The organism is Variovorax sp. J22R115 (genome assembly GCF_030317005.1).
In the GTDB taxonomy this organism is placed as follows: Bacteria; Pseudomonadota; Gammaproteobacteria; order Burkholderiales; family Burkholderiaceae_C; genus Variovorax.
The window spans coordinates 335,996-359,991 of record NZ_JASZYM010000006.1; the positions used below are offsets into that span (position 1 = coordinate 335,996).

Annotated in this window: 21 protein-coding genes and 2 pseudogenes; 15 read left to right on the plus strand and 8 right to left on the minus strand. The window is 62.8% G+C overall.

Annotation, left to right across the window (positions count from 1 at the left end):
• Nucleotides 1-38: 38 nt before the first annotated feature.
• Both QTI04_RS13355 and QTI04_RS13360 read left to right on the plus strand, forming a co-directional pair.
• Nucleotides 39-644, plus strand: coding sequence for an isochorismatase family protein (locus QTI04_RS13355; RefSeq protein WP_286616093.1), 606 nt, complete (start codon nucleotides 39-41; stop codon nucleotides 642-644).
• An 80-nt stretch (nucleotides 645-724) separates the two neighbouring features.
• Nucleotides 725-1,846, plus strand: a complete 1,122-nt coding sequence (locus tag QTI04_RS13360; protein ID WP_286616094.1) for an FAD-dependent monooxygenase — start codon at nucleotides 725-727, stop codon at nucleotides 1,844-1,846.
• Nucleotides 1,847-2,085: 239 nt separating this feature from the next.
• Here QTI04_RS13360 and QTI04_RS13365 read toward each other — a convergent pair.
• Together QTI04_RS13365 and QTI04_RS13370 are read right to left on the minus strand one after the other, a co-directional pair.
• Nucleotides 2,086-2,241 (minus strand): annotated as a pseudogene (locus QTI04_RS13365) (IS5/IS1182 family transposase); the annotation flags it as partial.
• Between the two features lie 645 nt (nucleotides 2,242-2,886).
• Nucleotides 2,887-3,663 carry an IclR family transcriptional regulator gene (locus tag QTI04_RS13370; protein WP_286616095.1) on the minus strand — a complete coding sequence of 259 codons (777 nt, stop codon included), beginning with the start codon at nucleotides 3,661-3,663 and terminating at the stop codon, nucleotides 2,887-2,889.
• A gap of 268 nt (nucleotides 3,664-3,931) precedes the next feature.
• Between QTI04_RS13370 and QTI04_RS13375 the strand changes: the two are divergent.
• The 8 genes and pseudogenes from QTI04_RS13375 to QTI04_RS13410 all read left to right on the plus strand — a co-directional run.
• Nucleotides 3,932-4,951: pseudogene (locus QTI04_RS13375) on the plus strand (amidohydrolase); the annotation flags it as partial.
• A gap of 82 nt (nucleotides 4,952-5,033) precedes the next feature.
• Nucleotides 5,034-5,978 (plus strand): tripartite tricarboxylate transporter substrate binding protein, encoded by a 945-nt coding sequence (locus QTI04_RS13380; protein ID WP_286616127.1) that lies wholly within the window; start codon nucleotides 5,034-5,036, stop codon nucleotides 5,976-5,978.
• A 27-nt stretch (nucleotides 5,979-6,005) separates the two neighbouring features.
• Nucleotides 6,006-6,971, plus strand: coding sequence for a tripartite tricarboxylate transporter substrate binding protein (locus QTI04_RS13385; RefSeq protein WP_286616096.1), 966 nt, complete (start codon nucleotides 6,006-6,008; stop codon nucleotides 6,969-6,971).
• An 11-nt stretch (nucleotides 6,972-6,982) separates the two neighbouring features.
• A complete protein-coding gene (locus QTI04_RS13390; RefSeq protein WP_286616097.1) occupies nucleotides 6,983-8,182 on the plus strand; it encodes a CaiB/BaiF CoA-transferase family protein in 1,200 nt (399 codons plus the stop codon).
• Nucleotides 8,179-9,021, plus strand: a complete 843-nt coding sequence (locus QTI04_RS13395) for a citryl-CoA lyase (protein WP_286616098.1) — start codon at nucleotides 8,179-8,181, stop codon at nucleotides 9,019-9,021. The genes QTI04_RS13390 and QTI04_RS13395 overlap by 4 nt, the downstream gene beginning before the upstream one ends.
• Before the next feature lie 154 nt (nucleotides 9,022-9,175).
• The gene (locus QTI04_RS13400) at nucleotides 9,176-10,480 is read left to right on the plus strand and encodes a CitMHS family transporter (protein WP_286616099.1); all 1,305 of its coding nucleotides are present in this window, start codon (nucleotides 9,176-9,178) and stop codon (nucleotides 10,478-10,480) included.
• Between the two features lie 75 nt (nucleotides 10,481-10,555).
• Nucleotides 10,556-12,187 (plus strand): acetolactate synthase large subunit, encoded by a 1,632-nt coding sequence (locus tag QTI04_RS13405; protein WP_286616100.1) that lies wholly within the window; start codon nucleotides 10,556-10,558, stop codon nucleotides 12,185-12,187.
• A gap of 8 nt (nucleotides 12,188-12,195) precedes the next feature.
• Nucleotides 12,196-13,575 (plus strand): aldehyde dehydrogenase family protein, encoded by a 1,380-nt coding sequence (locus QTI04_RS13410; RefSeq protein WP_286616101.1) that lies wholly within the window; start codon nucleotides 12,196-12,198, stop codon nucleotides 13,573-13,575.
• A 424-nt stretch (nucleotides 13,576-13,999) separates the two neighbouring features.
• On the opposite strand, the gene QTI04_RS13415 is transcribed toward QTI04_RS13410, so the two are convergent.
• Entirely contained in the window at nucleotides 14,000-14,956 is a 957-nt protein-coding gene (locus QTI04_RS13415) for a LysR family transcriptional regulator (RefSeq protein ID WP_286616102.1), read from the minus strand.
• 41 nt (nucleotides 14,957-14,997) lie between these two features.
• On the opposite strand from QTI04_RS13415, the gene QTI04_RS13420 reads away from it, so the two are divergent.
• On the plus strand, nucleotides 14,998-16,011 hold the full coding sequence (locus QTI04_RS13420; protein WP_286616103.1) for a tripartite tricarboxylate transporter substrate binding protein: 1,014 nt from the start codon (nucleotides 14,998-15,000) through the stop codon (nucleotides 16,009-16,011).
• Nucleotides 16,012-16,027: 16 nt separating this feature from the next.
• Nucleotides 16,028-17,236 (plus strand): aromatic ring-hydroxylating dioxygenase subunit alpha, encoded by a 1,209-nt coding sequence (locus QTI04_RS13425; RefSeq protein ID WP_286616104.1) that lies wholly within the window; start codon nucleotides 16,028-16,030, stop codon nucleotides 17,234-17,236.
• A 161-nt stretch (nucleotides 17,237-17,397) separates the two neighbouring features.
• Here the strand turns inward: QTI04_RS13425 and QTI04_RS13430 are convergent, their stop codons facing one another.
• The 4 genes from QTI04_RS13430 to QTI04_RS13445 form a co-directional block, all read right to left on the minus strand.
• Nucleotides 17,398-17,868, minus strand: coding sequence for a hypothetical protein (locus QTI04_RS13430; RefSeq protein ID WP_286616105.1), 471 nt, complete (start codon nucleotides 17,866-17,868; stop codon nucleotides 17,398-17,400).
• Nucleotides 17,869-18,110: 242 nt separating this feature from the next.
• Nucleotides 18,111-18,785, minus strand: coding sequence for a Crp/Fnr family transcriptional regulator (locus QTI04_RS13435; RefSeq protein WP_286573211.1), 675 nt, complete (start codon nucleotides 18,783-18,785; stop codon nucleotides 18,111-18,113).
• Nucleotides 18,786-19,495: 710 nt separating this feature from the next.
• Nucleotides 19,496-20,047, minus strand: coding sequence for a hypothetical protein (locus QTI04_RS13440; protein WP_286616106.1), 552 nt, complete (start codon nucleotides 20,045-20,047; stop codon nucleotides 19,496-19,498).
• Entirely contained in the window at nucleotides 20,044-20,313 is a 270-nt protein-coding gene (locus QTI04_RS13445; RefSeq protein WP_286616107.1) for a hypothetical protein, read from the minus strand. The genes QTI04_RS13440 and QTI04_RS13445 overlap by 4 nt, the downstream gene beginning before the upstream one ends.
• A gap of 199 nt (nucleotides 20,314-20,512) precedes the next feature.
• Between QTI04_RS13445 and QTI04_RS13450 the strand changes: the two genes are divergently transcribed.
• Together QTI04_RS13450 and QTI04_RS13455 are read left to right on the plus strand one after the other, a co-directional pair.
• Nucleotides 20,513-21,232: a Crp/Fnr family transcriptional regulator gene (locus QTI04_RS13450; RefSeq protein WP_286616108.1), complete on the plus strand. Its 720-nt coding sequence runs from the start codon at nucleotides 20,513-20,515 to the stop codon at nucleotides 21,230-21,232.
• Between the two features lie 171 nt (nucleotides 21,233-21,403).
• Entirely contained in the window at nucleotides 21,404-22,096 is a 693-nt protein-coding gene (locus QTI04_RS13455) for a Crp/Fnr family transcriptional regulator (RefSeq protein ID WP_286616128.1), read from the plus strand.
• 245 nt (nucleotides 22,097-22,341) lie between these two features.
• Here the strand turns inward: QTI04_RS13455 and QTI04_RS13460 are convergent, their stop codons facing one another.
• Nucleotides 22,342-23,469, minus strand: a complete 1,128-nt coding sequence (locus tag QTI04_RS13460) for a sensor histidine kinase KdpD (protein WP_286616109.1) — start codon at nucleotides 23,467-23,469, stop codon at nucleotides 22,342-22,344.
• 253 nt (nucleotides 23,470-23,722) lie between these two features.
• Here QTI04_RS13460 and QTI04_RS13465 point away from each other — a divergent pair.
• Nucleotides 23,723-23,996, plus strand: a 274-nt coding sequence (locus tag QTI04_RS13465) for a fatty acid desaturase (RefSeq protein ID WP_336621889.1), incomplete at its 3' end; no start/stop codon positions are given.

Consider the following 23,996-nt stretch of genomic DNA (forward strand, 5'->3'; position numbering starts at 1 on the left):
TGTCCCATTTGCCCCATTCACATCCAAGGAGCTACATCATGAAGTCTGAACAATTCACCGCCGAGAACTCTGCCTTGCTGCTCATCGACCATCAGGTCGGCACCATGCAGCTCATCAAGAACATCGACAAGGACCTCGCAGCCAAGCAGTCGATTGCCTTGGCCAAGATGGCGAAGATTCTGAACATGCCGGTCATCATCACGTCGAGTCAGGAAGACCGGGCGCAGGGCCCCATCCTGCCGGAGATTGCGCAAATCTTGCCGGAAGCACACGCGGCACGCGTCAAGCGTCCGGGCGTAGTGAACGCCTGGGCCTACCCTGACTTCAAAAAGGCCGTGCTTGCGACCGGACGCAAGAACCTCATCATGGCCGGTGTGACCACCGACGTCTGTCTCATCTTCCCCGCCATCGACGCAGCGACGGAAGGTTTCGGCGTGCAGGCCGTGATGGATGCATCGGGCTCCCCGAGCGACCTGAGCGAAGAGTTCTCGCGCCAACGCATGCACGATGCCGGCGTCGTGCTGACTGCCACGAACACGCTCATGGCGGAAATCGCGCAGGACTGGTCCACCCCCAACGGTCAACAACTCATCGGGTTGCTGTTCTCCGACGTGTTCCCGGCGCTGGGCGCTGGCATCGCCTAAGTCGCCAGCCGCAGTTGTGGGCCGAGGTCTTCGCACTTCGGCCCAGCAGCTGCCGTAGACCTTCCCACACCTGAATTGCCATGGGTTCCCAACCGCACATCGTCATCGTGGGAGGTTCGCTCGCCGGGCTCACTCTCGCGCTGGCTTGTGCTTCTCGGGGGATTCCGGTGCATGTGGTGGAGCGCGCAGCCCAGCGTGCGGATGGCGGCGACAGCCTGAGCGTGAGCCTCGCTGCGATTGCCGCCACCACGGGCCACGACCCTCGCGTCTATCCAACACTGCCAGTCGTACCCGCTTACCGCGACCGTCATCTAACGACTTGGCCCGCACTCTATGCATGGTTGCGCGGCCGAGCTCTCGAGACGGCAGGCATCATCCTCGACGAGGGCAAGATGGTGGCCTCGGTGCACAACCTCGCGTCGGGAGCGGAACTCCTCTTCTCAGACGGCACGAAGATGTTGGCCGATGTCGTCATCGGCGCCGATGGCTATCACAGCGTCGTCCGCAGAGCGATTGCGCCAGAGGCGCCCTACGCGCGCTACGCGGGCTATCTCGTGTGGCGCGGTCTCGTGGAAGAGCAGACGCTGACACGGCCAGTTTCCTGGCCTTCGAGCGGCGGTCTATGGATAGATTTTGAGGAGGGATATCGTCTGGTGGCTGCGGTTCTTCCGGGTCGAGATGGTTCGTTAGAAATCGGCAGACGCCAAGTCACCTTCGCCTGGTTCGATGCACACCGCGAAGACCTGCTCCGTGCCACGAGCCGCCTCACGCGTGACGGTTACCTTGTCGGAACGCTTGGACGCGGAAGCATTGACTCAGATGTACGTGCCGAGCTTCTGGAGATGGTCCCGAAGTTGTGGCCGAAGACATGGGCGGAGGCCGTTGCAACTGGCGTGCAATCGACCGCATCGCTCAGTGGCGCACCCATCGCAGAGTACCTGCCCGACAAATTGGCAGTAGGCTCCCTAGCGCTTGTCGGCGATGCCGCGCATGTTGTTTCGCCTATGACAGGAAGCGGCCTGGCAACCGGTGTGGACGATGCCATGATGTTGGCCCGCATACTTGCAGCACGTCCCGCGGGCGAGCCTGCCTTCAAGGCGCTTTTGCGCTACCAAGCTGCACGATTGCCCTACGTGCGCGCCTTGGTCCAGCACTCGCGCCGGCTAAGCGCAGAGTACGCTCAGTTTGCACTTCAGGACTGAGCAGCTAGTCGGCACGGCCGACAGTTCGGCCGCCTTCAACAAACTACGAGAGTTGAACGGCTGCTTTCGAGAAATCCGGACTTCGGCTTTGGGCCAAGGCCGTGTGCAAACGCTCGGCTTACAGTGCGCAGAACATTACTTGAACGCGGCGAAGTGCCAGAAGCAGTTTGTCCAGTAGGCGGCGCGCAGCAAGTGCGCCGGGGTCGTTCGAATCGGTCGTCAGAGGGGCCTTATAAGGCTCACGCCTCCATCAATCTCATCGCCTTCATCGTCCTGGCGATACCCAAGATCGCGATGACCCTCTTCAGGTTGTAAGCCAACACGTGCAGGCTCATCTCGGTGCCCACGTGCTCCAGTTTCCTCGTCAGGAAGTGCGTCCAACCCATCCAGACGCGTTAGAGATTGCTGAGCAAACTGAGATGTGATTTCGACAGCGGGTACGGGCATGCCGTCGATCACAAACGCCGTGAAGCGATCGAACGAAATGCCCCCGCGCGTAGGTTCTGCCCTGCGGCCCAGTCGAACGGCAGCTTCCGAGGCAGCCCGCGGAATGGCGGTGCCGGGCCGGTTGCTCCAGCTCAACAAGCTCACGCAGATGTCTGCAACGGGCACGAAGGAGCCGGTCATGCTGGCATCACTGAACGTCCGTTCCCGCTGCTGCGCAGCGGTCGTATGACGGTTGGCTGCCGTAGGGCACGGGAGGGCCCATCTCTCTGTCAGTATCGACCGCCGTCGGGCGGCTTCACAGCAGTTGCTGCCGCACTCGGCCGCTCGGCGAACGCACGCTGTGACGCCGAGCGCGGTCATTCAGGAGCCGCGACTCGTGGCGCAGCCAATTTCGTTTTATGCGGCCGACTGCAAACACGCTGTTGACGCTGGACGAGCGGAGCAACAGAAGTGGTGTGAAGCTCCTACCTTGGAGTCGGAACTTCTCGCAGACTGTGCTTTGGGTCCGACCCTTCGGCAGGTGGCCTGTAGCGTCGAACCGGTGACGTGTGCCCTGGCGACGCACCCGGCCAAGGGTGCGCGGCAGCGCCCTGTCAGGGTGGGCTGAAGCGGTCCAGCGAGAGACCGTCCAAGCTTCGGCTGTACCTCGAAACATCCCCGCCGAAAGCAAGTGTCGCCTCGCGGGCGGCTTCGATGACCTGTCGACATGCCGCGAACATCGCCTCCGCCGCGGTGAGCCGTTCTCGGGGGGCCGACAACGCGAGGGCGCCGGTCAGTTCTCTAGTTACCCCGAACACAGGCGCCGCGACCGAGGCTGTCTCAGGATCTCGCTCACCGTACGAGGTTGCCCAAAACTGATCACGAATACCGCTGAGATCCGCTGCATAAGGTTGCGCGAACGCCAACAAGATCTTTCCCGAGGCGCCCTGCTCGATGGCGTATTCCTGGCCGACCCGCACGGACGCACGCACAGAACGGGAAGGCTCCACCCGAAACACCGCGATGCGCATGTTCCCGCTTCGCACGTAAAAGGACGCAGTTTCTCCGCTCGCCGCGCTCAATTGCTTGAGCAACGGCTCGATTACATCGCCCACCTGGAACGAGCGCTGGTAGATCGCCGCGAGCCGCAACGGCTGGGGACCGATCGAGTATTGCCCCTCCGGCAGTTTGCGGATGAAGCCCCCGTGCTCCAGGGCTGCCAGCAAGCGCAGCACCGTGCTCTTGTAGAGACCTGTGCGATTGGATAGCTCCGTCAGCGAGAGGCGGTCATCGGTGGCGCCGAACGCTGCGAGCAGCGCGAAAGCCCGGTCCAGGACGGCCACGCCACTCGAATCGTTTGTCGCTGGCTGGGAGAGATTCGTATCGGTCATCGAAGGCATTTGGAAAGGGGTCTGCTTCGCCGGTGGCGCAGGCGCTTCCCCCAAGTTTGACACGCGGTGTTCGCTGCAAATTTGGTAACGAATACGCGTCGAACAAAAGGGTTTACCCGCATACGGAGAAGGCCAATCGCTCTCTATAGTTCTATCCAACAGATCATAGTTCTGTGTAGCAGAACAGTCAGAACTTGAGTTACCGCTTCGGACCTTGGAGACATCCACATGCATTCCTTTTCTTTGTCAGTTTCCTGTTCATGAAGGACGAGTGATGAGCACGAGCAACTACCTTCCCGTCAGGGACGACTGGCTGGCCAGCCACAAGGAAGAAATCCTCGAGCCCGACCTGCCGATCATCGACGCCCATCACCACTTCTACGACCGCGCGGATTGGGTTTACCTGGCGGACGACTACTTGGCGGATGCGCGTTCAGGGCACAACGTCGAGGCCTCGGTCTACATGCAGGCGCTGACGCGCTACCGCACCGACGGATCCGCTGAAATGAAACCCGTGGGCGAAACCGACTACGTCGTGGCGGCCACTTCACAAGACGACGGGCTGCTTCCACAAATCGCCAAGGGGATCATCGGATACGCCAATCTTCGCTGCGGCGCGGAGGTGGGCGATGTACTACGAAGCCACATCGAAGCCGGCATGGGGCGCTTCCGCGGCATTCGCCACCTGACCACCTGGGATGCGCATCCTTCATTGGTCAACCCGCTCACGGCCGCTCCGAAGGGGCTGCTGTTGGACCGGACCTACCGCCAGGGCGTCGCCCAGCTTCAGCCGTTGGGCCTGAGCTACGACGCATGGCTTTTCTTCCCGCAGCTGCCGGAACTCCTCGATCTCGCCAGGGAGTTCCCAGAGACGAAGGTCATCATCAATCACTGTGGCGGCATCGTGCGCATTGGCGCGTACCAGGCTCGCCGCTCCGAGATCTTCGACACCTGGTCGAAGTCCATGCGCGAGCTCGCGGCGTTGCCTAACGTATTCGTCAAGCTCGGAGGCCTCGGGATGAGGATCAACGGGTTCGATTTCGAGAAGGGCGTGAAGCCCCCGAGCTCCCAGCAGCTTGCGGATACCTGGACGCCCTGGATGCACTCATGCATCGAAGCTTTCGGTGCGCAACGCTGCATGTTCGAGAGCAATTTCCCGGTCGACAAAGGCTCCTACAGCTATGCCACCTGCTGGAACGCCTTCAAGCGTCTCACCTCCGGCGCGACCTCGGCTGAGCGCCACGCACTGTTCAAAGGCACCGCGAGCCAGGTCTATCGCCTCGCCTGATCCAAGCACCCCAGTCCTGTCACTCAATTTCCCACTCGGAGACACTCCCATGAAAGCTCAAAAATCTGCTCCTCGCGTCGCCATGGTTCTCGGCCTCGCGCTCTGCTCGGCCGTTGCCGGCGCGCAAACCAATTTTCCGTCTCAACCCATCAAGGTCATCGTGCCGTTCCCACCGGCCGGTGGCACCGACGTCCTAACGCGCCTCGTCGCCAACGAAGTGACTCTGAAGGACAACAAGTGGACCTTCATCGTCGACAACAAGCCCGGCGCCGGCGGCAACATCGGCCTTGATGCAGTCGCGAAGGCGAAGAAGGACGGCTACACGGTCGGCACGGGGCAGACCGCGAACCTCGCTATCAACCCGACCCTTTACACCAAGGTCCCGTTCGACGCGCTCAAGGATTTCGCGCCGGTTGTGCTGCTGGCATCGCAACCCCTGGTGCTGGTGGTGCGCGCCGACTCGCCCATCAAGAGCGTTGCCGACCTCAAGTCCCAGTCCGAGAAGAAGCAGCTCGGGATGGCATCGGCCGGCACGGGCACGGTCGGTCACGTTGGCGGGGAGATGTTCGCGCGGCGTGCGGGCATCAAGGTGATGCACGTGCCGTACAAGGGGGCCGGCCCTGCTACCACCGACCTGCTGGGCGGCCAGACCGACATCTACTTCGCCACGCCACCCAGCGTGATCTCGATGATCAAGGCTGGCAAGCTGCGCGCGGTCGCCGTGACTTCGCTGAAGCGCATCGACGTCCTGCCGAACGTGCCGACGGTTGCCGAGTCGGGCTACCCCGGCTTTGTCGCGGAAGACTGGAAGGCGGTCGTCGCGCCGGTCGATACGCCGCCCGAAGCCATCGCGAAGATCAACCAGGCCATGAACACCGCGCTCGCCCGACCCGAGGTCGTGGCACGGCTCAAAGACGAAGGCAGCGTCGCGCGCGGCGGCACGCCTGCCGAGCTCGGTGCCTTCTTGAAGAGCGAGCACACCCGATGGGGCGCCGCCGTCCGCGAATCGGGCGCCAAGCTCGACTAACAGCCTATCCAAACCCAGGAGACTTCCATGCAATTCAACCGTATCCGTCGTGCCGTTCTTGTCGCCGGCGTCGCCACCCTTCTGAGCACACCGGTGCTCGCGCAGAACAAACCCATCACGATCATCGTGCCCTACGCACCGGGAGGCAGCGCAGACCTGGTGACACGCGTCATTGCTCAGTTCGCCGCGCCCGGCGTCGGCGCACCTTTGATCGTCGACAACCGCACGGGCGGTGGCGGCGTCGTCGGCTGGGGCGCCGCCGCACGTGCCGTTCCGGACGGCAACACACTGCTGACGGTCGAGCTCTCATACGCGATCGCCGCGGGCCTGATCCCCACGCTGCCGTTCGATCCGCTGAAGGCCTTCACCCAGGTCACGACCGCCGTCAAGGTGCCTCACGTTCTGGTGGTCAATCCGGCAGTGCCCGCCAAGACCGTGCAGGAGTTCATCGCACTGGCCAAGGCGCAGCCCGGAAAGCTCAACTACGGCTCCGGCGGCAACGGCACCAACACACATCTGGCTGGCGAACTGTTCAAGAGCACGACCGGAACGAACATCGTGCACGTGCCGTACAAGGGCGCCGGCGCCGTCCTTACTGACCTGATGGGCAACCAGGTGCAGGCACTCATCACGTCCGTGCCCACTGCCTTGCCACACATCAAGAGCGGGAAGCTGCGGGCACTGATGGTGACCGGTTCCGAACGCAATGCCATGCTGCCCGACGTTCCGACGGCCAAGGAAGCTGGTATCCCGAAGATGGACATTGACTACTGGATTGGCATCGGCGCGCCAGCGGGCACACCCCCTGCCGTGATTGACAAGCTCAACAAGGAATTCAACGCAGCGCTGGCGCAGCCCGACGCCAAGAAGAAGATCGCGGAGATGGGCCTCACCGTGGTCGCCAACACGCCGGCGCAGGCGAACCAACTGGTCGCCAGCGAGATCCAGCGCTGGAGCGCAGTCATCAAGCAAGCCGGCATCAAGGCCGACTGAAGGAGATAGAAGTGACTCGACCACTCCAAGGCATTCGCGTTCTCGATCTGACCAACGTTTTGGCTGGCCCCTTCGCTTGCCACCAACTCGCGCACATGGGCGCTGACGTGATCAAGGTGGAGACGCGCAACGGGGGAGATCTGGCGCGACAGCTCGGCGCCGATGCTGACCTGAACAAGCGCTTCATGGGCGTCTCGTTCCTCGCTCAGAACCCCGGCAAACGCTCCATCACCATCGACTTCAAGCACCCGACCGGCAAGGAAGTGTTTCGCAAGCTCGTGCAAACAGCCGACGTCGTTATCGAGAACTTCCGCCCCGGCGTCATGAAGCGCCTGGGTCTCGGGTACGAAGAGCTGCTGCAAGAAAATCCGAGCTTGATCTACTGCGCCATTTCCGGCTTCGGGCAGGATGGCCCGCTTCGTGACCTGCCCGCCTACGACCAAATCATCCAGGGCATGTCCGGCGTGATGAGCATCACCGGAGCGCCCGAGAATGCGCCCTACCGTGTGGGCTACCCCATGGCCGACACGATCGGCGGAATTACGGCGGCATTCGCGGTTGCTGCCGCGCTTGCAGAGCGCAACCGCGAAGGCGGTGTGTTCATCGACGTGTCGATGCTCGAGGCGGTCATGGCCACCATGGGATGGGCTGTCTCCAACCACCTGATCGCAGATCGCGAGCCCAAGCCGATGGGCAACGAAAACGTCACGGCCAGTCCCTCGGGCACTTTCCGAACCGGGGATGGCCTCCTCAACATCGCTGCCAACAAGCAGGAGCAGTTCGAGGCGGTCTGCCGCGTGATCGGCAGACCCGAACTGATCGAAGACGAGCGCTTTATCGAGCGCCAGAGCCGGCTGCAGCATCGCTTCGAACTGAAGGCCGCCCTCGAGGAAGCCATGGCGGCAAAGTCCACCGACGAATGGTGGAAGCTCTTTAACCAGGCCGGTGTCCCTGCCGGGCCGGTGTACAGCGTGCCGCAGGCGCTCGACCATCCGCAGGTGGCTGACCGCGGAATGGTGGGCACCTTCGAGAATGCGCCGGGCGTTGGCCGAGACATTCGACTCGTTCGCACCGGTTTCAAGGTCAACGGGCAAGCACCTCGTGTCGAGACGCCGCCGCCGACTCTGGGCCAGCATTCAGAGGAAATTCTTGTGAGCCTTGGCTATTCGGCCACCGAGATCGAGGCTCTCCGAGTGGAGAAGGCGATATGAGCACGAAGACTGTCGAGAGTGTCGAGCAAGGCGTACGTGATTGGTGGCGCACATCAATCATCGATATGGCGCCGGGCGAGATCCGCTACCGCGGCTATCCGATCGAGGAACTGACGGGCCGTGTCAGCTTTGCGCAGATGGTCTGGCTGATGACGCGCGGCGATCTGCCGAGCGAAGGCCAGGGACGGCTTCTGGACGCTGCATTGGTCTCCGCCGTCGATCATGGACCGCAAGCTCCGAGCATCGGAATCGCCCGAATGGCTGCCACCTGCGGTGTGGGGCTCAACAACGCCATGGCGTCTGCTCTCAACGTGCTGGGCGACATCCATGGCGGCGCGGGGGAGCAGGCGGTGGAGATGTACCAGAACATCGCGGCCCGGATCGACGGCGGTGAGGAATTCGTCGCCGCGGTCGGTGCCGGCCTGGACGATGCCATCTCGGTCCACGGGAAGTTCGTGTCGGGCTTCGGACATCGTTTCCATCCGATCGATCCTCGCGCTCCCCGGCTCCTGGAACTGGTTGACCGTGCTGCCGAAGCAGGCGACGTCGATGGCAGGTTCGCGAAGATCGCCCGCGGGGTGGAGGACGAACTCGCTGCTCGAAAGAACGGCAAGCGGATTCCCATGAACATCGACGGCGCGACGGCTGTGATCTATGCCGAGTTGGGATTTCCGGCACCGCTCGCGCGGGGGCTCTTCTGCCTGTCGCGCTCGGTCGGCATCCTGGCGCATGCGTGGGAGCAGACGCAACAGGGAGGGCGCAACAAGGGCCCCATTCCGCGCGAGTACATCTGGCAATACGACGGCCCACCGCAAAGGCCATTGCCTGGCGCGGCCTAGTCGCAGCGCCGGCGTCAACAGCGCCTAGCAGGCGCCGCGCCCCATCTCACACCAAGCCGCTGCGGACATCCGCAGCATGGCGGATGTTCCGTCGGGGTCGCTGCGCCCGCAAGCAGCGAGTGCTGTCTGCCCGTCGGCGGGCAAGGAGACTTTGATGTTGCTGTTACTCGGCTATGGCATGGTGGCCACCTTCATGGTGCTCATCATGACCAAGCGCATGTCGGCGCTTGTTGCGCTGGCACTGGTTCCCATCGCGTTCGGGCTTGTTGCGGCGTCACCCGATGCGGTTGGCAAGATGATGATGGAAGGCATCACCAAGCTGGCACCCACTGGCGTGATGCTCACGTTCGGCATCCTGTATTTCAGCATCATGACCGATGCGGGGCTGTTCGACCCGTTGATCAGGCTCATCGTCAGATTCGTCGGGCACGATCCGCTCAAACTGCTGGTGGGCACAGCCGTGATGGGCACCGCGGTAGCGCTCGATGGTGACGGAGCAACAACCTACGTGATCTGCGTGACGGCGCTGTTGCCTCTCTACCAACGGTTGGGTGTGCGTCTACAGTATCTGGCGACGGTGTTGCTCATGTCGATCGGGATCATGAATATCGTTCCTTGGGGAGGGCCCACCGCGCGAGCCGCCGCCGCCATGCACGTGGACGTCGCGGACGTGTTCTTGCCGCTCATCCCAGTCATGCTGATGGGCTTCGCCTACCAGGTTGGCATTGCTGCCTACTTCGGCCTGCGCGAACGCCGCAGGATCGGCGCGCTGACGATGCCGGACGTGGAGAATGCCGTTCTTGCAGACATCGATGGCTCCAAGGACATCCGGCGGCCAGCCATGATGATCCCGAACCTGCTGCTGACGCTGGCCCTTCTCTACGCAATGATTAAGGGTATCCTGCCCCTGCCCGCCCTGTTCCTGATTGCCACGGCGATCGCGTTGCTCCTCAACTACCCCAAGCTGAAAGATCAGCACGCGCGCCTCGCGACCCACGCTTCAAATGTTCTCGCCGTGGTTTCCTTGATCTTTGCAGCAGGGATCTTCACGGGCATCCTCTCCGGCACGGGCATGCTGAAGGCCATGTCGGATGGCTTGTTGAACGTGATGCCCGGCTGGCTGGGTCCGTACATGGCGCCCGCAACCGCCTTGCTCAGCGCCCCGGCCACCTATGTTTTGTCGAATGACGCCTTCTATTTCGGGGTGCTGCCGATCCTGGCCGAAACCGCTGCAACGTACGGTATCTCGGCCGCCGAGATGGCCCGCGCCTCGCTGCTCGGGCAGCCTCTGCATCTGCTGAGTCCGCTCGTGGCATCGACCTATCTGCTCGTGGCGCTGTTGGACATCGAATACGGGGACAACCAGCGATCTTCGTTGTTGTGGGTGCTCGGGCTGGTCGTGGTCATGGTGATCGGCGCGTTGGTAATTGGTGTTATTCCGCTCGTCTCGAAGGCGTGACGCCGTTGTGGTTTTGAAGCGGCGGTCCACCCACCTGCCGCTTGCCCTGTCAGATTGAACAACTAGGAGAATTATGTGAAAGCCGCTCAACTCTTCGTCAAGGCGCTCGAGAACGAAGGTGTGGAATACATCTTCGGCATCCCGGGTGAGGAGAACATCGATGTGATGGACGCGCTGCTCGACAGCCCCATCAAGTTCGTCACTTGTCACCACGAACAGGGCGCGGCATTCATGGCCGACGTCTACGGCCGACTCACTGGTCGGGCCGGCGTGTGCATGTCCACGCTCGGTCCCGGTGCCACCAACCTGATCACCGGCGTCGCCGACGCCAACATGGATCGCGCGCCAGTCGTGGCGATCGCCGGCCAAGGTGCGACCACCCGTCTCCACAAGGAGAGCCACCAGATCCTGGACCAGGTCAGCCTGTTCAAGCCCATCACCAAGTACGCCGCCCAGATCCTGGCGCCCGAAATAGTGCCGGAGGTGGTGCGCAAGGCGTTCAAGGTCGCACAGACCGAGAAGCCGGGGGCTGCCTTCATCGACTTCCCCGAGAACGTGGCCGAGATGGAAGTCGACAAGCAGCCCATCAAGGTCCAGACGGCGTACACCCCCGAGGCGCCCGCCCACAAGATCGAACAGGCCGCCAAGTTGATCGGTGCAGCCAGGGCGCCGGTGATCCTCGCCGGCAACGGCGTGATCCGCCAGGGCGCCGCAGAGGCACTCGTCACCTTTGCCGAGGTGCTGCGTATTCCCGTCGCGAACACCTTCATGGCCAAGGGCGTCGTTCCGTTCACGAACGAACTGTCGCTAGGCACCATCGGGCTCAAGGCCACCGACCTCCCGTGGTTCGCCCTCGAGAAAGCCGATGTGGTCATCTGTGTCGGTTACGACATGGTCGAGTACCACCCGGACATGTGGAACCCCAATGGAGACAAGACGATCATCCATATCGACGGCCTTGCCGCGGAGGTCGACGAGCGTTACATCGTGGCCGTCGGCGCCCTGGGGGACATCCAGTCGTCGCTGCGGGCCATCGCACTGCGGGCGAAGCCTCAGCCGTCGGTGCCCTTCACTGCGGTTCGCCGTGCGATCGTGGAAGACCGTGCCGAGCATGCAAACGACACGGCATTTCCAGTCAAGCCCCAGAAAATCGTCTGGGACTTGCGGGAGGCTCTCGCCCCCGACGACATCGCGATTTCCGACGTCGGCGCTCACAAGATGTGGATGAGCCGCATGTACAAGGCGGAGCGCCCGAACACCTGCATCATCTCCAACGGCTTCGCTGCCATGGGCATCGCGGTTCCTGGTGCTATTGCCGCGAAGCTAGCCTACCCGGAGCGGAAGATCGTGGCGGTGACTGGTGACGCCGGCTTCATGATGAATTCGCAGGAGATCGAGACGGCCTTGCGCATGAATACGCCGATCGTCGTGTTGATCTGGAACGATTCGGAATATGGCCTGATCACCTGGCACCAGTTGCGCCATTTCGGCCGCCCCAGTCACATCACTTTCAACAATCCAGACTTCGTCAAATACGCCGAAAGCTTCGGTGCCAAGGGCTATCGCGTCGAGCGCGCTGAGGATCTGCTTCCCACGCTGAGGCAGGCAATCGCCGACGACACTGTGGTGGTGATCGACTGCCAGGTTGACTATGGCGAAAACATGAAGCTGACACATCGCCTGAAGGCGCTGAAGTCGCCCTTGTGAGGCCACCAATGGAAGTTCGTTCACCTTTCGACGGTAGTCTGATTGCGACCGTGGCCGTGGCGGGCGACGCCGAGATCGAGCGAGCCTTGTCCACGGCGTATGCCCTGTTTCGCGACCGCTCTGCCTGGCTGCCCCCCGCTCGCCGTATCGAGATCCTGCGCAAGGCGGCTAGGCTCATGGAGGAGCGCGCGGAGTCACTGGCCTTGGAAGCCGCGCGGGAGGGGGGCAAGCCATTGCTGGACTCGCGCGTTGAAGTTGCGCGGGCTATCGACGGCGTTCAGCTATGCGTCGACGCGCTGCGGACCGAGGGCGGCCACGTGGTGCCGATGGACATTAACTCCGCATCGGCGCGGCGCGTTGCGTTCACCCATCGGGAACCCATTGGCGTGGTGGTGGCGGTCAGCGCCTTCAATCACCCGCTGAACCTGATCGTGCATCAGGTCGGTCCGGCGATCGCTGCGGGCTGCCCGAGCATCGTCAAGCCGGCTGGCGATACACCGCTCTCCTGCCTGCGCTTTGTCGAGATCTTGCACGAGGCGGGACTGCCGCAAGCCTGGTGCCAGGCGCTGGTCATCGATGACACCGCCCTGGCGACCCGGCTCGTCGCGGATCGGCGCGTCGGATTCCTGAGCTTCATCGGCAGCGCCCGCGTCGGCTGGATGCTTCGCTCGAAGCTGGCACCCGGCGCCCGCTGCGCGCTCGAGCACGGTGGCGTCGCGCCAGTTCTTGTTGCCGAGGATGCCGACCTCGACGCAGCACTGCCGAAACTCGTGAAAGGCGGCTTCTACCATGCCGGACAGGTGTGCGTGTCGGTCCAGCGCGTCTATGCGCACCGTTCGATCTGCGACAACCTCGCGCGCCGCTTGGCGGACGAGGCCCGCAAACTCAAGGTCGGCGATCCGTTGTCGGCGGAAACCGAGGTGGGCCCTTTGATCCGTCCTCAGGAGGTCGAGCGCGTGCATGCCTGGGTGCGCGAGGCCGTCGACGGCGGTGCCACGCTGCTTTGCGGGGGGAAGCCGATCTCGAGTTCCTGCTACGAGCCGACGGTGCTGCTCGAACCACCGCCGGACAGCAAGGTCTCGACCGAAGAGGTGTTCGGGCCGGTCATCTGCGTCTACGCCTACGACGAACTGGACGAGGCAATTGCGCGTGCTAACGCGCTGCCGGTCGCCTTCCAGGCTGCCGTGTTCACCCGCAGTCTCTCAACTTCAATGCACGCCTACGCGCGCTTGGATGCCTCGGCGGTGATGGTCAACGACCACACGGCATTCCGCGTCGACTGGATGCCTTTCGCCGGACTGCGCGAGTCGGGGCTCGGCGTCGGCGGCATCCCCCATACCTTTCGCGACATGCAGACGGAGAAGTTATTCGTCGGACCTTTGCCGTAGCGGGACTGTCACTTCGATGGTGTGGTCAACCAAAACAAGTCGAAGTGGCAGCCATATATGCTAGTCAAGATCGGTTGTTGCGAGCCTCGAAGGTGGCGGCGATCAAGTTCTGAGTAGATCGGCCCGTCGCGCAGCGAAGAGTCAACGGCCGCTCTTGGCAGCCTCAGTCGCTCAGCGGAGATTCTTAACCGGCCGCAAGCAGTCCTGCAGCGGTAGTAGCCGGCAGACGCGCGATTGACTGTTGATGGCCGGTTGCTTCGATTCGACAATCTCACACACATGTCTGCAAAGGGCACTGAGCCGCCCGAAGCAAGTTGCCTCACCAATGTCGGCTCAAGCTGCCGACCCCAGTCCTTGGAGAGCCTGCCGCCAGACGACCGCTCATGGCCGTGTTCGGTCCTGCGCCCCAAACTCACCAAGTCCGCTAGTGCCCCATGCGACCAAGCCGAACCATGGCCTCGCGCAGCCAGCGCACGGCTTCATCCGCGTCCGATCGTGCGTTCCAGCAAACGTACAAGCGGTAGCTGGGCAACTCGAACGGCAAGGGCAACGCGTCCAGCAGCTCCGCGTAGCGGCTAGCCACGCGCTGCGGGAAGACCGCGATTGCATCGGTGCTCGCCACAAGGTCCGTCATCTGGCTGAAGGTTGTGACGGCGGTCTGCAGATGGCGGACCAGACCGCGGCGCGCGAGGATCTGATCGATGGTGTCGTCGAGCATCGAGCGGCTCTGCCCCAGCACTACGTGCGGCATGGCGCAAAAGCCTTCGAGATCCATGCCGTTTGCATATCGAGGATGGCCACGGCGCGCCACTGCCAAGTACGTATCCTCATACAGCAGCTCCGATTCCACACCTACCGCCGGCGCCATACGGGGCAGTAGGCCGAGATCGATGTCGCCCTTGCGCAGCCTTTCAGGCAACTGACTGTAGTCCGCCAGCTCCCACGCCAGGCGGATGTGCGACCCGCAGGCCGTGAGCTCCCGGCACAACAGCGGCAGCATCGCGCGGCTGCTGTGATCGCTGCCCGAGACGCGCAGGATCCGGTCCGATTTCGCCGGGTCGAATGCGCGGTCCATGTTCAACAGGCCCTGCAGATCGTTCAATACGGCCTCGACGCGCGGCGCAAGTGTGAGCGCGAACGGCGTGGGCGCTATGCCATGGGGCGTGCGCGTGAAGAGCGGATCGTCGAAGGCCTCGCGCAGTCGCTTGAGGGAAGCGCTGACCGCCGGCTGGCTGAGGAACAAGCGAGAGGCGGCTCGCGAAACGCTGCGCTCGCGTAGCAGCGCATCGAAGGCTCGAAGCATCGCGAGGTCGATGCCGCGAATATCAGCACGATCCATATCAGTTATCCAAACATTCGAATTGATCCCGCCAAGGGGCACGCCTATCGTATGCGTAACCACAAGATGAAGGAGACCACACCATGTCCGCTCGCCGACCCCTTGGCGGCATGCAGGCGCGCCGGCGCGCCTGCGTAACCGGCCTGATCGCACTCACTCTGGCCGCTGCGGCGCCGCTCGCCTCGGCCCAGACCGGCGCCGCCTTCCCGACCAAGGTGATTCGCATCGTGCCCTTCGGCACGGCGGGCGGGCCGATCGACGTGATCGCGCGCGTTTATGCCGAGAAGCTGCAGCAGCGCTGGGGCCAGAGCGTGATCGTGGAGGCCAAGCCGGGCGCGAGCGGGATCCTCGCGTCCGACGCCGTGGCGAAGGCATCGCCCGACGGCTACACCGTGCTGTTCACCCTGCCGCTGACCCACATCAACAACGCGATCCTGCAGCCCAAGCTCCCCTATGACCCGGTGAAGGACTTTGAGACGATCTCGCAACTCGCCACCGGCGGGCCGATGCTGGTGGCGCGCGCGGACGCGCCCTACTCAAACCTCAAGGAGTTCGTCGCCTATGCCAAGCAGCACCCAGGCCTGACCTATGGCACCTGGGGCAACGGCTCGCAGGCGCACCTGATGGGCGAACTGCTCAAGCGCCAAAGCGGCATTGCGCTGACCCACGTGGCCTACAAGGCCGAGGCGGCCGCGCACAACGACATGATCGGCGGCGTGCTGGACTTCGCGTGGGCCAATCCGTCCACCGCACGCTCGCAGTCACAGGCCGGGCGCATGAAGGTGCTGGGCATTGCGGGAAGCCGCCGCGTTTCGACCATGGCCAACGTGCCCACCTTCGCCGAGCAGGGCTTCGCCGGCTTCGATCTGGACAGTTGGATCGGCGTCTATGCGCCCGCCAGGACGCCTTCGGCCGTCATCGAGCAGTGGACGCAGGCGCTTCGCGAGATTACTCGCACCCCCGAGGTGCAGTCGAAGCTGATCGCATTCGGATTCGAGCCGCTCGGCAACACGCCGGCGGAATTCAGAGCCAGCTACCAGGCCGACTTTCCGCGGGTCGCCGAGCTGATCAAGGCCGCAGGCGTGACCGCCGATTGAAGCACCAGGAACATCGATGAATTCCACGACCGCCGAAAAAGTGATCCCGATTGCCGTCGATACGGGCACTGCATATGGACGCAAGCCCGGGACCCACAACCCGACGCTGACCGAGGTGGGCCCAGGCACGCCGATGGGCGAACTGCTGCGTCGCTACTGGCACCCGATCGGGCTGGCAGGCGATGCCAGCGACACACCGCGCAAGGTCCGGGTGCTCGGTGAAGACCTGATCCTCTTTCGGGACAAGAGCGGGCGGCCCGGCCTGGTGCATCCGAATTGCGCCCATCGCGGCGCGTCGCTCTATTACGGCCGGGTCGAAGAGCGCGGCATCCGCTGCTGCTACCACGGCTGGTTGTTCGATGCGGAGGGTCACTGCCTGGAGCAGCCTTGCGAGCCTGAACTCGGGCGCGCCCGCGGCCGCATTCGGCAACCCTGGTACCCGGTGCAGGAGCTTTACGGCCTGGTCTGGACCTACATGGGGCCGCCGGAAAAGAAGCCGACGCTGCCGCGCTACGACGCGCTAGAGCGCTTTGATGAAGGCGAGATCATCGAGACCAACGATGCCAGCATCGGCGGCGGCGGGCCGCAAGTCATCCCTTGCAATTGGCTGCAGCACTACGAGAACCTGGTTGACCCTTTTCACGTGGTCGTGCTGCATTCGAGCTTCAGCGGCACCCAGTTCGTCGAGCAGATGGCTCAGATGCCTGAGGTCAGTTGGGACACGGTCGAACTCGGGGTGCGCACAACCTCTGTGCGGCGCCTGCCGGACGGCAAGGTGTTCCGACGCATCAGCCAAGCGGCCATGCCAACGTTGCGCGTCATTCCGAGCCCTCGCGTCGGACGCTACGGTCGGGTGGAGTCGCTGGGGTGGATCCTGCCGATCGACGATCGCAGCTTCCGCATCTTCGTGGTCGGCCGCGTGAGCGAAAAGGGCGAGCTAACTCGCATGCGATCGCGCATGAACGGCAAGCTCTGGGAAGAGCTTACCGAAGAAGAGCACCAGCGGATGCCCGGTGACTACGAGGCGATGGTGAGCCAGGGCGCGATCACGCGGCACTCGGAGGAGCATCTGGCGACGTCCGACCGCGGCATCGCGATGCTGCGTCGCTACCTGAAGGCGCAACTGGCGCTTCTTGAGGCAGGCGAAGACCCAGCCGGCGTGAGCTTCGACCCGGACGCGGAGCCGGTGGTCTTTGACGCCGGCAACTACCTGGAGGATCGATGAGGCTGCTGCTGGATCGTTGATCATGGTGTACGTGTGGAAGTAGCCGCCCAGATACAGGCGCTCGTGCCGCCGAACCAAAGCGTTGTTTGCGCGCCGTGAACGTCCGCTATCGCACGAGTTCTGAGCAGCAGCCGACCGGCCGATTTTGGTGGCCGATTGCTTCAGTTCGACTTACGGGCCATTCCTGGAAACCGCTGCTTTGCAGTGCACAACGGAATTTGCCGGTCGGCCTTTCGATGGCAATTCCGGGCCATCTCGGTCTTTCGATTGGGCGCGCCGAATGTTTGCTCTACTGCCAAGAGCGGTCGTCGACCTTCGCAAGGAGCCTTTGCCATCCCCGAGGCCTTCAGACGCTGGAACAGCCGTCCGGTCCAACCGACATTCCACCCGGCGATCAACCCTTTCGCGGCCTGCATGGCAATGACGTCGTGGCACGTGATCATGGTCGGCTTGCGTTTCACCCATCGCACGTACATGCCATTGGAGTGGTCACAGATGTGGACGACGTCGGCCCAACGTGACTGCAATGCAAGGCTCGGGATGAAAAGGACGTACTTGTCGAGATACCCGAGCCACGTCCAAAGGCTGAAACCGCGCGGCACTCGCTGGAGTCGCCGCGGCGGCGCGACCACGCGCAGCTTGCAGCCATGGTTGGGAGTTCGCGTTCGAGAACCCGGCTGAAAGCCTGCCCGCGCTATCGCGTTGAAGCTCCTTGTAGGGAGTCGGGTGCACCGAGTCTGTGCGCTACCGCACATAAGTGCAACCTCCATACTCATGCGACGGTTGCCTACCAAGCGTGCAGTTTGTTGACGTCGATGGATCGACGAGCGCGAACGGCCCTGCGGCTTCGTTCTCCGAGCGCACTCCATCTCTGTCAGGTCGCGATTTCGTGAGGCAATAGGCGGTCTGTCTCGCGCTTCACAACCTCATAGCATTCACACACGTGCCGTTCAAGTCCTGGGCGGTCAAGCACGGTGATGTGCCCGCGAGCGTACTTGATGAGGTTCAGCCGTTGCAACTTCCCGGCCGCCTCGGTCACGCCCTCGCGCCGTACGCCCAGCATGTTGGCAATGAGTTCCTGCGTCATCGACAGTTCGTTGCTCGGCAACCTGTCGAGACTCAGCAAGAGCCAGCGGCACAGCTGCTGTTCCAGTGAATGGTGCCGGTTGCACACTGCCGTCTGCGACATCTGGGTGATGAGCGACTGGGTGTAGCGCAAAAGCAGGTGGAGCAAAGGACCGCCGTTTTCGACGAACTGCTTGATGTGGCTCGCGCCCAGCCGGAACGCATGGCCGGCGCTTTGCACCACGGCGCGATTCGGCGTACTGCCTCCACCCATCAGGAGCGATACGCCCACCATCCCCTCGAATCCCACGACCGCAATCTCCGCGGATTGCCCGTTCTCGAGTACGTACAACAACGAGACGATGGCATCGGTCGGGAAATACACATACTGCTGCGCGGCGCCCGACTCGTACAGAACCTCTCCCAGGTCGAGCGAAACATGCTGGAGAAGCGGCGTGAGGCCAGCCCGGACCTCTGGGGGCATCTCCTCCAAAAGGTCATTGCGCGCCGCAGCGAAGCGCGGCGAAGGTAGCGTCGATGACATGAAGACCCGCTGCCGCGAAGTTCATCAAATTCTGTACCAAACGGAACCCGGACGTGCGCTATCGTACAAACGAAAGCGATAGCCAACTCTTGGGCGCTTTGTGCGCGGCCGCACGGTACTAAACCCCTTCCAGCGCTACCGTTTCGACTTCCAGCCTTCTATGGGGAGCGAATCTATGAACCGCGCGATGACATCTTCCGAGCTTGCCGCCGACGCATTGGTCCGAGCCTACTTGAACGGACGTCGGCTTCCAAGGATCCTGCATGCCGCCGTCGTATGGGTTGCTGCAACGCGGTTGGAAAGCGGAGAGAGGCCCGTACTCAACGAAACTTTGCGCACCGACATCGACCACCAAGCAAAAGCGAGAAATAGGGATCTAGAGCAATCTCAAGTGGGCGAACGCTAGCACCAGGGAAGTTCCAACGGCGCCCCCCAGGCACGCCGAAGTCACGATGTGCAAACCCATCTGGGTTCGCACAGTTTCCACCGCCGACCGCAGTCGTGGGACACGACCGAGTGCGCGCTCGCACTGCTTCATGTGTTGCGCGAGTCTGGCGATGTCGGTCTCGACCAAGTCATCCGTGGTCGACCAGAGACCACTGGGCTTGCTGACTTCCATGGTGAAGAATCCTTCAGCGCATCCCCAAGATTTAGTTCTTTCCGAACTTCGTCTTGGCGACGCCCAGGCAACTTGCCTTGGCATCACCCGACATGCCGTCGCACTTCTGGGTAGCGACCTTGTAGTCGGCGTCGAGCTTTTCCTGGATGGCGTCGTGCTTGGCCTCGCCGATCTCCTTGCCCATCTTGGCGTTGGCCAGCGCCTTGGTCTTGAGTGCCTTGGCCTCCTGGACGCACACGTCCTTGGCATTGCCCGACTGGTCATCGCACTTTTCCTTGGCGACCTCATAGGCCGCCTCAGCCTTCGCCACCAGCACCTTGTTCCGGTCGCTGAACTTGGTGGTGTAGCCGTATTCCAGTTCGGCGCGCGCGACCTTCTCCTTGCCCTTGGCTTCTTCTACACAGATGTCCTTGGCATTGGCAGCAAGCGCAGCGCACGCCGCCTTATCAGCCTTGACGTCCGCGCTGATGCGGGTCTTGCCGGCTTGGTACTCGGCCTTTGTCATCGTCGCGGCCTGCGCCAGTGGCAGCACCAGCATGGCGACAACAAGAATCGAAGCCTTGAGATTGAAATGCGTGTTCATACGAACCTCTCTTCGCCATCAGAATTGGAAGTCGCAAAGGCTTTCACTGCGCCCTTGCTTGAGCGCCCCGCAAAGCGCGCGATACCCGCTTTGCTGCAACACTTGTAGAAGGTCGAGTTCATCTTGTCTGTGCGCCATCGAACATGCGCGCCGCCCGTTGCGTCTTCCATCGACCGTGGCACAGGGTCGATCACCAGCATGACGCCAATACCGAGTCGGATGTGCCTCGCGCGCAGGTTGCGCTCGATCCAGTCGTCGGGTTTCACGGCCGTACTTTTCGAGCGTTGCGGGTCCCTGGATGTCAGGCAATAGAAATCGGCGCCCGTGGGTCAAATCCAGCCGATGGCACTCGTCTGTGCGTTCGCGAACATACAAGGCGGGTTCGGCTGCCTAAGCTCCTGCGTGTGCTGTAGAAGACCACCACCACGTAGTCCTCGAAGCCGCCCCCCTCCCTGAAACTCCGTGATGGCCTCTCCGCCCGACCCAAGAAAGAACCGCCTGCTCGCCGCGCTGCCGCAGGCCGAGTGGCAGCGCTGGCTGCCGCAACTTGAACGGGTCGAGATGCCGCTGGGCCAGGTCCTGTACGAGTCGGGCGGCACGCTCAGCCACGTGTACTTTCCATCCACCGCCATCGTCTCGCTGCTCTATGTCATGGAAAACGGCGCCTCGGCCGAGATCGCGGTCGTCGGCAACGAGGGCATCGTCGGCATATCCCTATTCATGGGCGGCGAGTCCACGCCCAGCCGCGCGGTGGTGCAGAGCGCGGGCCATGGCTGGCGGTTGAAGGCGCAGATGATGAAGGACGAGTTCAACCGGGCCGGCCCGGTGCTGCACTTGCTGCTGCGTTACACCCAGGCGCTGATCACGCAGATGGCGCAGACGGCGGTGTGCAACCGGCACCATTCTCTGGACCAGCAGCTATGCCGCTGGCTGCTGCTGAGCCTGGACCGTCTGCAGGGCAACGAGCTCCTGATGACGCAGGAGCTGATCGCCAACATGCTCGGCGTGCGCCGCGAAGGAGTGACCGAGGGTGCGCTCAAGTTGCAGCAAGCCGGATTGATCCGCTACGCGCGTGGCCGCATCTCGGTGCTGGACCGCCAAGGGCTGGAGCAACGCACTTGCGAGTGCTACGCCGTTGTCAAGAGGGAGTATGACCGTCTGCTTCCCGGAAAACTGGCAACGTAGACCTTCGGTGGGGAGTGCCGCGGACGTGCGTGTCAGCTTGACGCGGCATCTCATCTGCTGTTCTGTGCGCTAGCAGACGGTCGACGCGTCTCTCCTCGTGCAGACTGATCGCAGTTGCACATCGACGCCCGCTTTCCGGTCTTCGGCTGGCAGCAAGCATCGGAGCGCCAATTGACCACGGTCGAGAACCACCTTATCGAACTGCTTCCGCGCAACGATCGTCGGCGCCTGCTTGCCGTCTGCGAGCCGATCCAGCTGGCGCTGGCGGAGATCCTGTGCGAGCCCGGCAGATCGACTCGACATGTCTACTTTCCGGTCGACGGCTTCATCTCGCTGGTGGCTCGCAACGGCAGCCATCCAGGCCTCGAAGTCGGCATGGTGGGTCGTGAAGGGATGCTTGGCGCGCAGTTGGCCCTGGGCGTGGCCACTGTACCCTTGCACGCGCTGGTGCAAGGCCCCGGAGCAGCATGGCGCGTAACCGCCGCTGACTTTCGCCGAGAACTTGCGCGCAGCCCGGCGCTGGAACGCGGCCTGAACCGCTACATCTACGTCTTGATGTCCCAATTGGCGGCTTCGGCCGCATGTCTGCGCTTTCATCTGATCGGTCCGCGCCTGGCTCGCTGGCTGTTGATGAGCCAGGACCGTGCTCACTCCGACACCTTTCGTGTGACGCACGAGTTTCTTGCCCTCATGCTCGGTGTGCGCCGGGTCGGCATCACCACGGCCGCCAGCGCCTTGCAACGCAGCGGGCTGATCGAATACCACCGAGGTGACCTGACGGTGCTCGATCGCAATGGCCTCGAATCGATGGCGTGCAGTTGCTATGCCGCCGATCGGCAGGCCTACGCGGAATTGCTGCCCTGAGGTCGACCATAACCTCACCAGCAAAGCCCCGCTCTGGCGCGCATGAGCCGAGATCCAAACGCTCAACCGCATCCTCGTTTCGCACGGTTCGCTGATCGAAGGCGACCCGCGTCAGACCTTGCGCCACTTGGCAAGCTCCCTGACGTGACCTCGCGGCCCCAACGCAGCCCGGCGGGCCAGGGCGGACTATGAGCTTTGCGAATCGCCTAGACGGGAGCCGGCCGCCCAAGCCGCAATGCCGTTCTCTAGTGAAGCATTCGGAGAGGAAGTTCAATGGTGAAGACGCACCCGACACCGGGCAAGTCCCGGACGCTCAAGACACCGCCGTCCGCCTCCACATGCCGCCGGGCGATGGAAAGACCAAGCCCCAAGCCGCTCTTGTCGTCGCCGACCTGCATGAAAGGCCGAAAGATGTTTGCCGTAGCTCCTGGCGGGAGCCCTCCGCAGTTGTCCTTGACGTCGATCAGAACACTGTCGCCCTTGGCGTACGCGCTCAGGGTGACCTCCGTATGAGCATGGGTGAACTTGAATGCGTTGTGGAGCAAGTTGACCAAGGCCGCCAATAGATGCTCCCGATTCCCGGAAATGCCAAGTTGGACGTCCACGTCGGCCACCGACAACGTGCAGCCCTTGACGCTCGCGTCCAGTGAGGCGGCATTTTTGGCGTCTGCCACAAACGATGCGAGCGAAAAAGCCTCCGCGTGCGGCGTTGCAACTGCGCCTCTGACCTTCGAAAGGGACATGTCGAGCAAGGCGGCCAGAGAAGCCAGACTCCTCTTCAAGACGGCGCCGGTCGCGCCACCGATTGGAACCTTGCCCGATTCGAGTGCCGTAAACGCAAGCGTCGCGGTGTGCAGGTAATTTCGGAACTCGTGAACCAGCACGCCGAGACGCTCGTTCTCATCAACGGACTGCTGCAAAGCGACGTTCGCGTCACGCCAGACGCCAAACTCGGTGACTGCATCCGCAATGGCGTTGTCGAGACAACGATTCAACGTGCGGAATTCATCGACGGAGAAGGGGGCATTGCGCTCGACCGCGAGGTCCGTGATGGCTTGGCAAAGGTCGCCGTAGTCGTGCACGACTTGGTCTACGGAAAATCCGAGCCCCAAGAGTGCCTTGCCATGCGCAGCCGCGCTCAGGCCCATCTCGGACAGGGCATCTGCGTCTCCGCCTGCGGCGCCGGAAATCCTGAAGCTCTCGTCAATCTGACCGTTTTCCTGTGCTCGCAGCGTTCTCATCAGCTGATCCAGGAACAGCGGAATGCCGTTGGCAAGCTGCGCCGCGGTCGCCGCCCGCCTGGGCCGCTGTGCGACCTTCGCCTTGCACCGCGCAATCAAATCTTCCCGGTTGTTGGATAGGAATCTATGCATGTGGTATTCCTCCTCGGAGCCGAAAAGGCGAACACTGGACTTGTCACCAACTTCGACGGCAGCAGGAGTCAGACCATGGTCGAGAGGGGGAGTTCCGCAAGCTCCATTCCATGGGGGCGCGTGATCAAAAGTCCGGTCCTCTGTTCGGTAGCGCACAGACAGCCGCCCTCGTATGACTAGCATTGAAGCCAGGGACATCGAGACACCTCCGGGATCGACGGTGGTCGCCGCGCCGTCCTGAAATGGACCTGTGATGAAACTCAGCCTGCTCGACCTGCCGTGGTGGGGACTGGTGCTGGTCACGCTGGGCTTGACCCACGTCACCATCGCAGCGGTCACCATTTTCCTGCATCGACATCAGGCGCATCGGGCGCTGGACCTCCACCCCGCTATCAGCCACTTCTTCCGATTCTGGTTGTGGCTCACCACCGGCATGGTGACCCGGGAATGGGCGGCGATTCACCGAAAGCATCACGCCGAATGCGAAACCTCGGAAGACCCCCACAGCCCGCAGTTCCACGGCATCA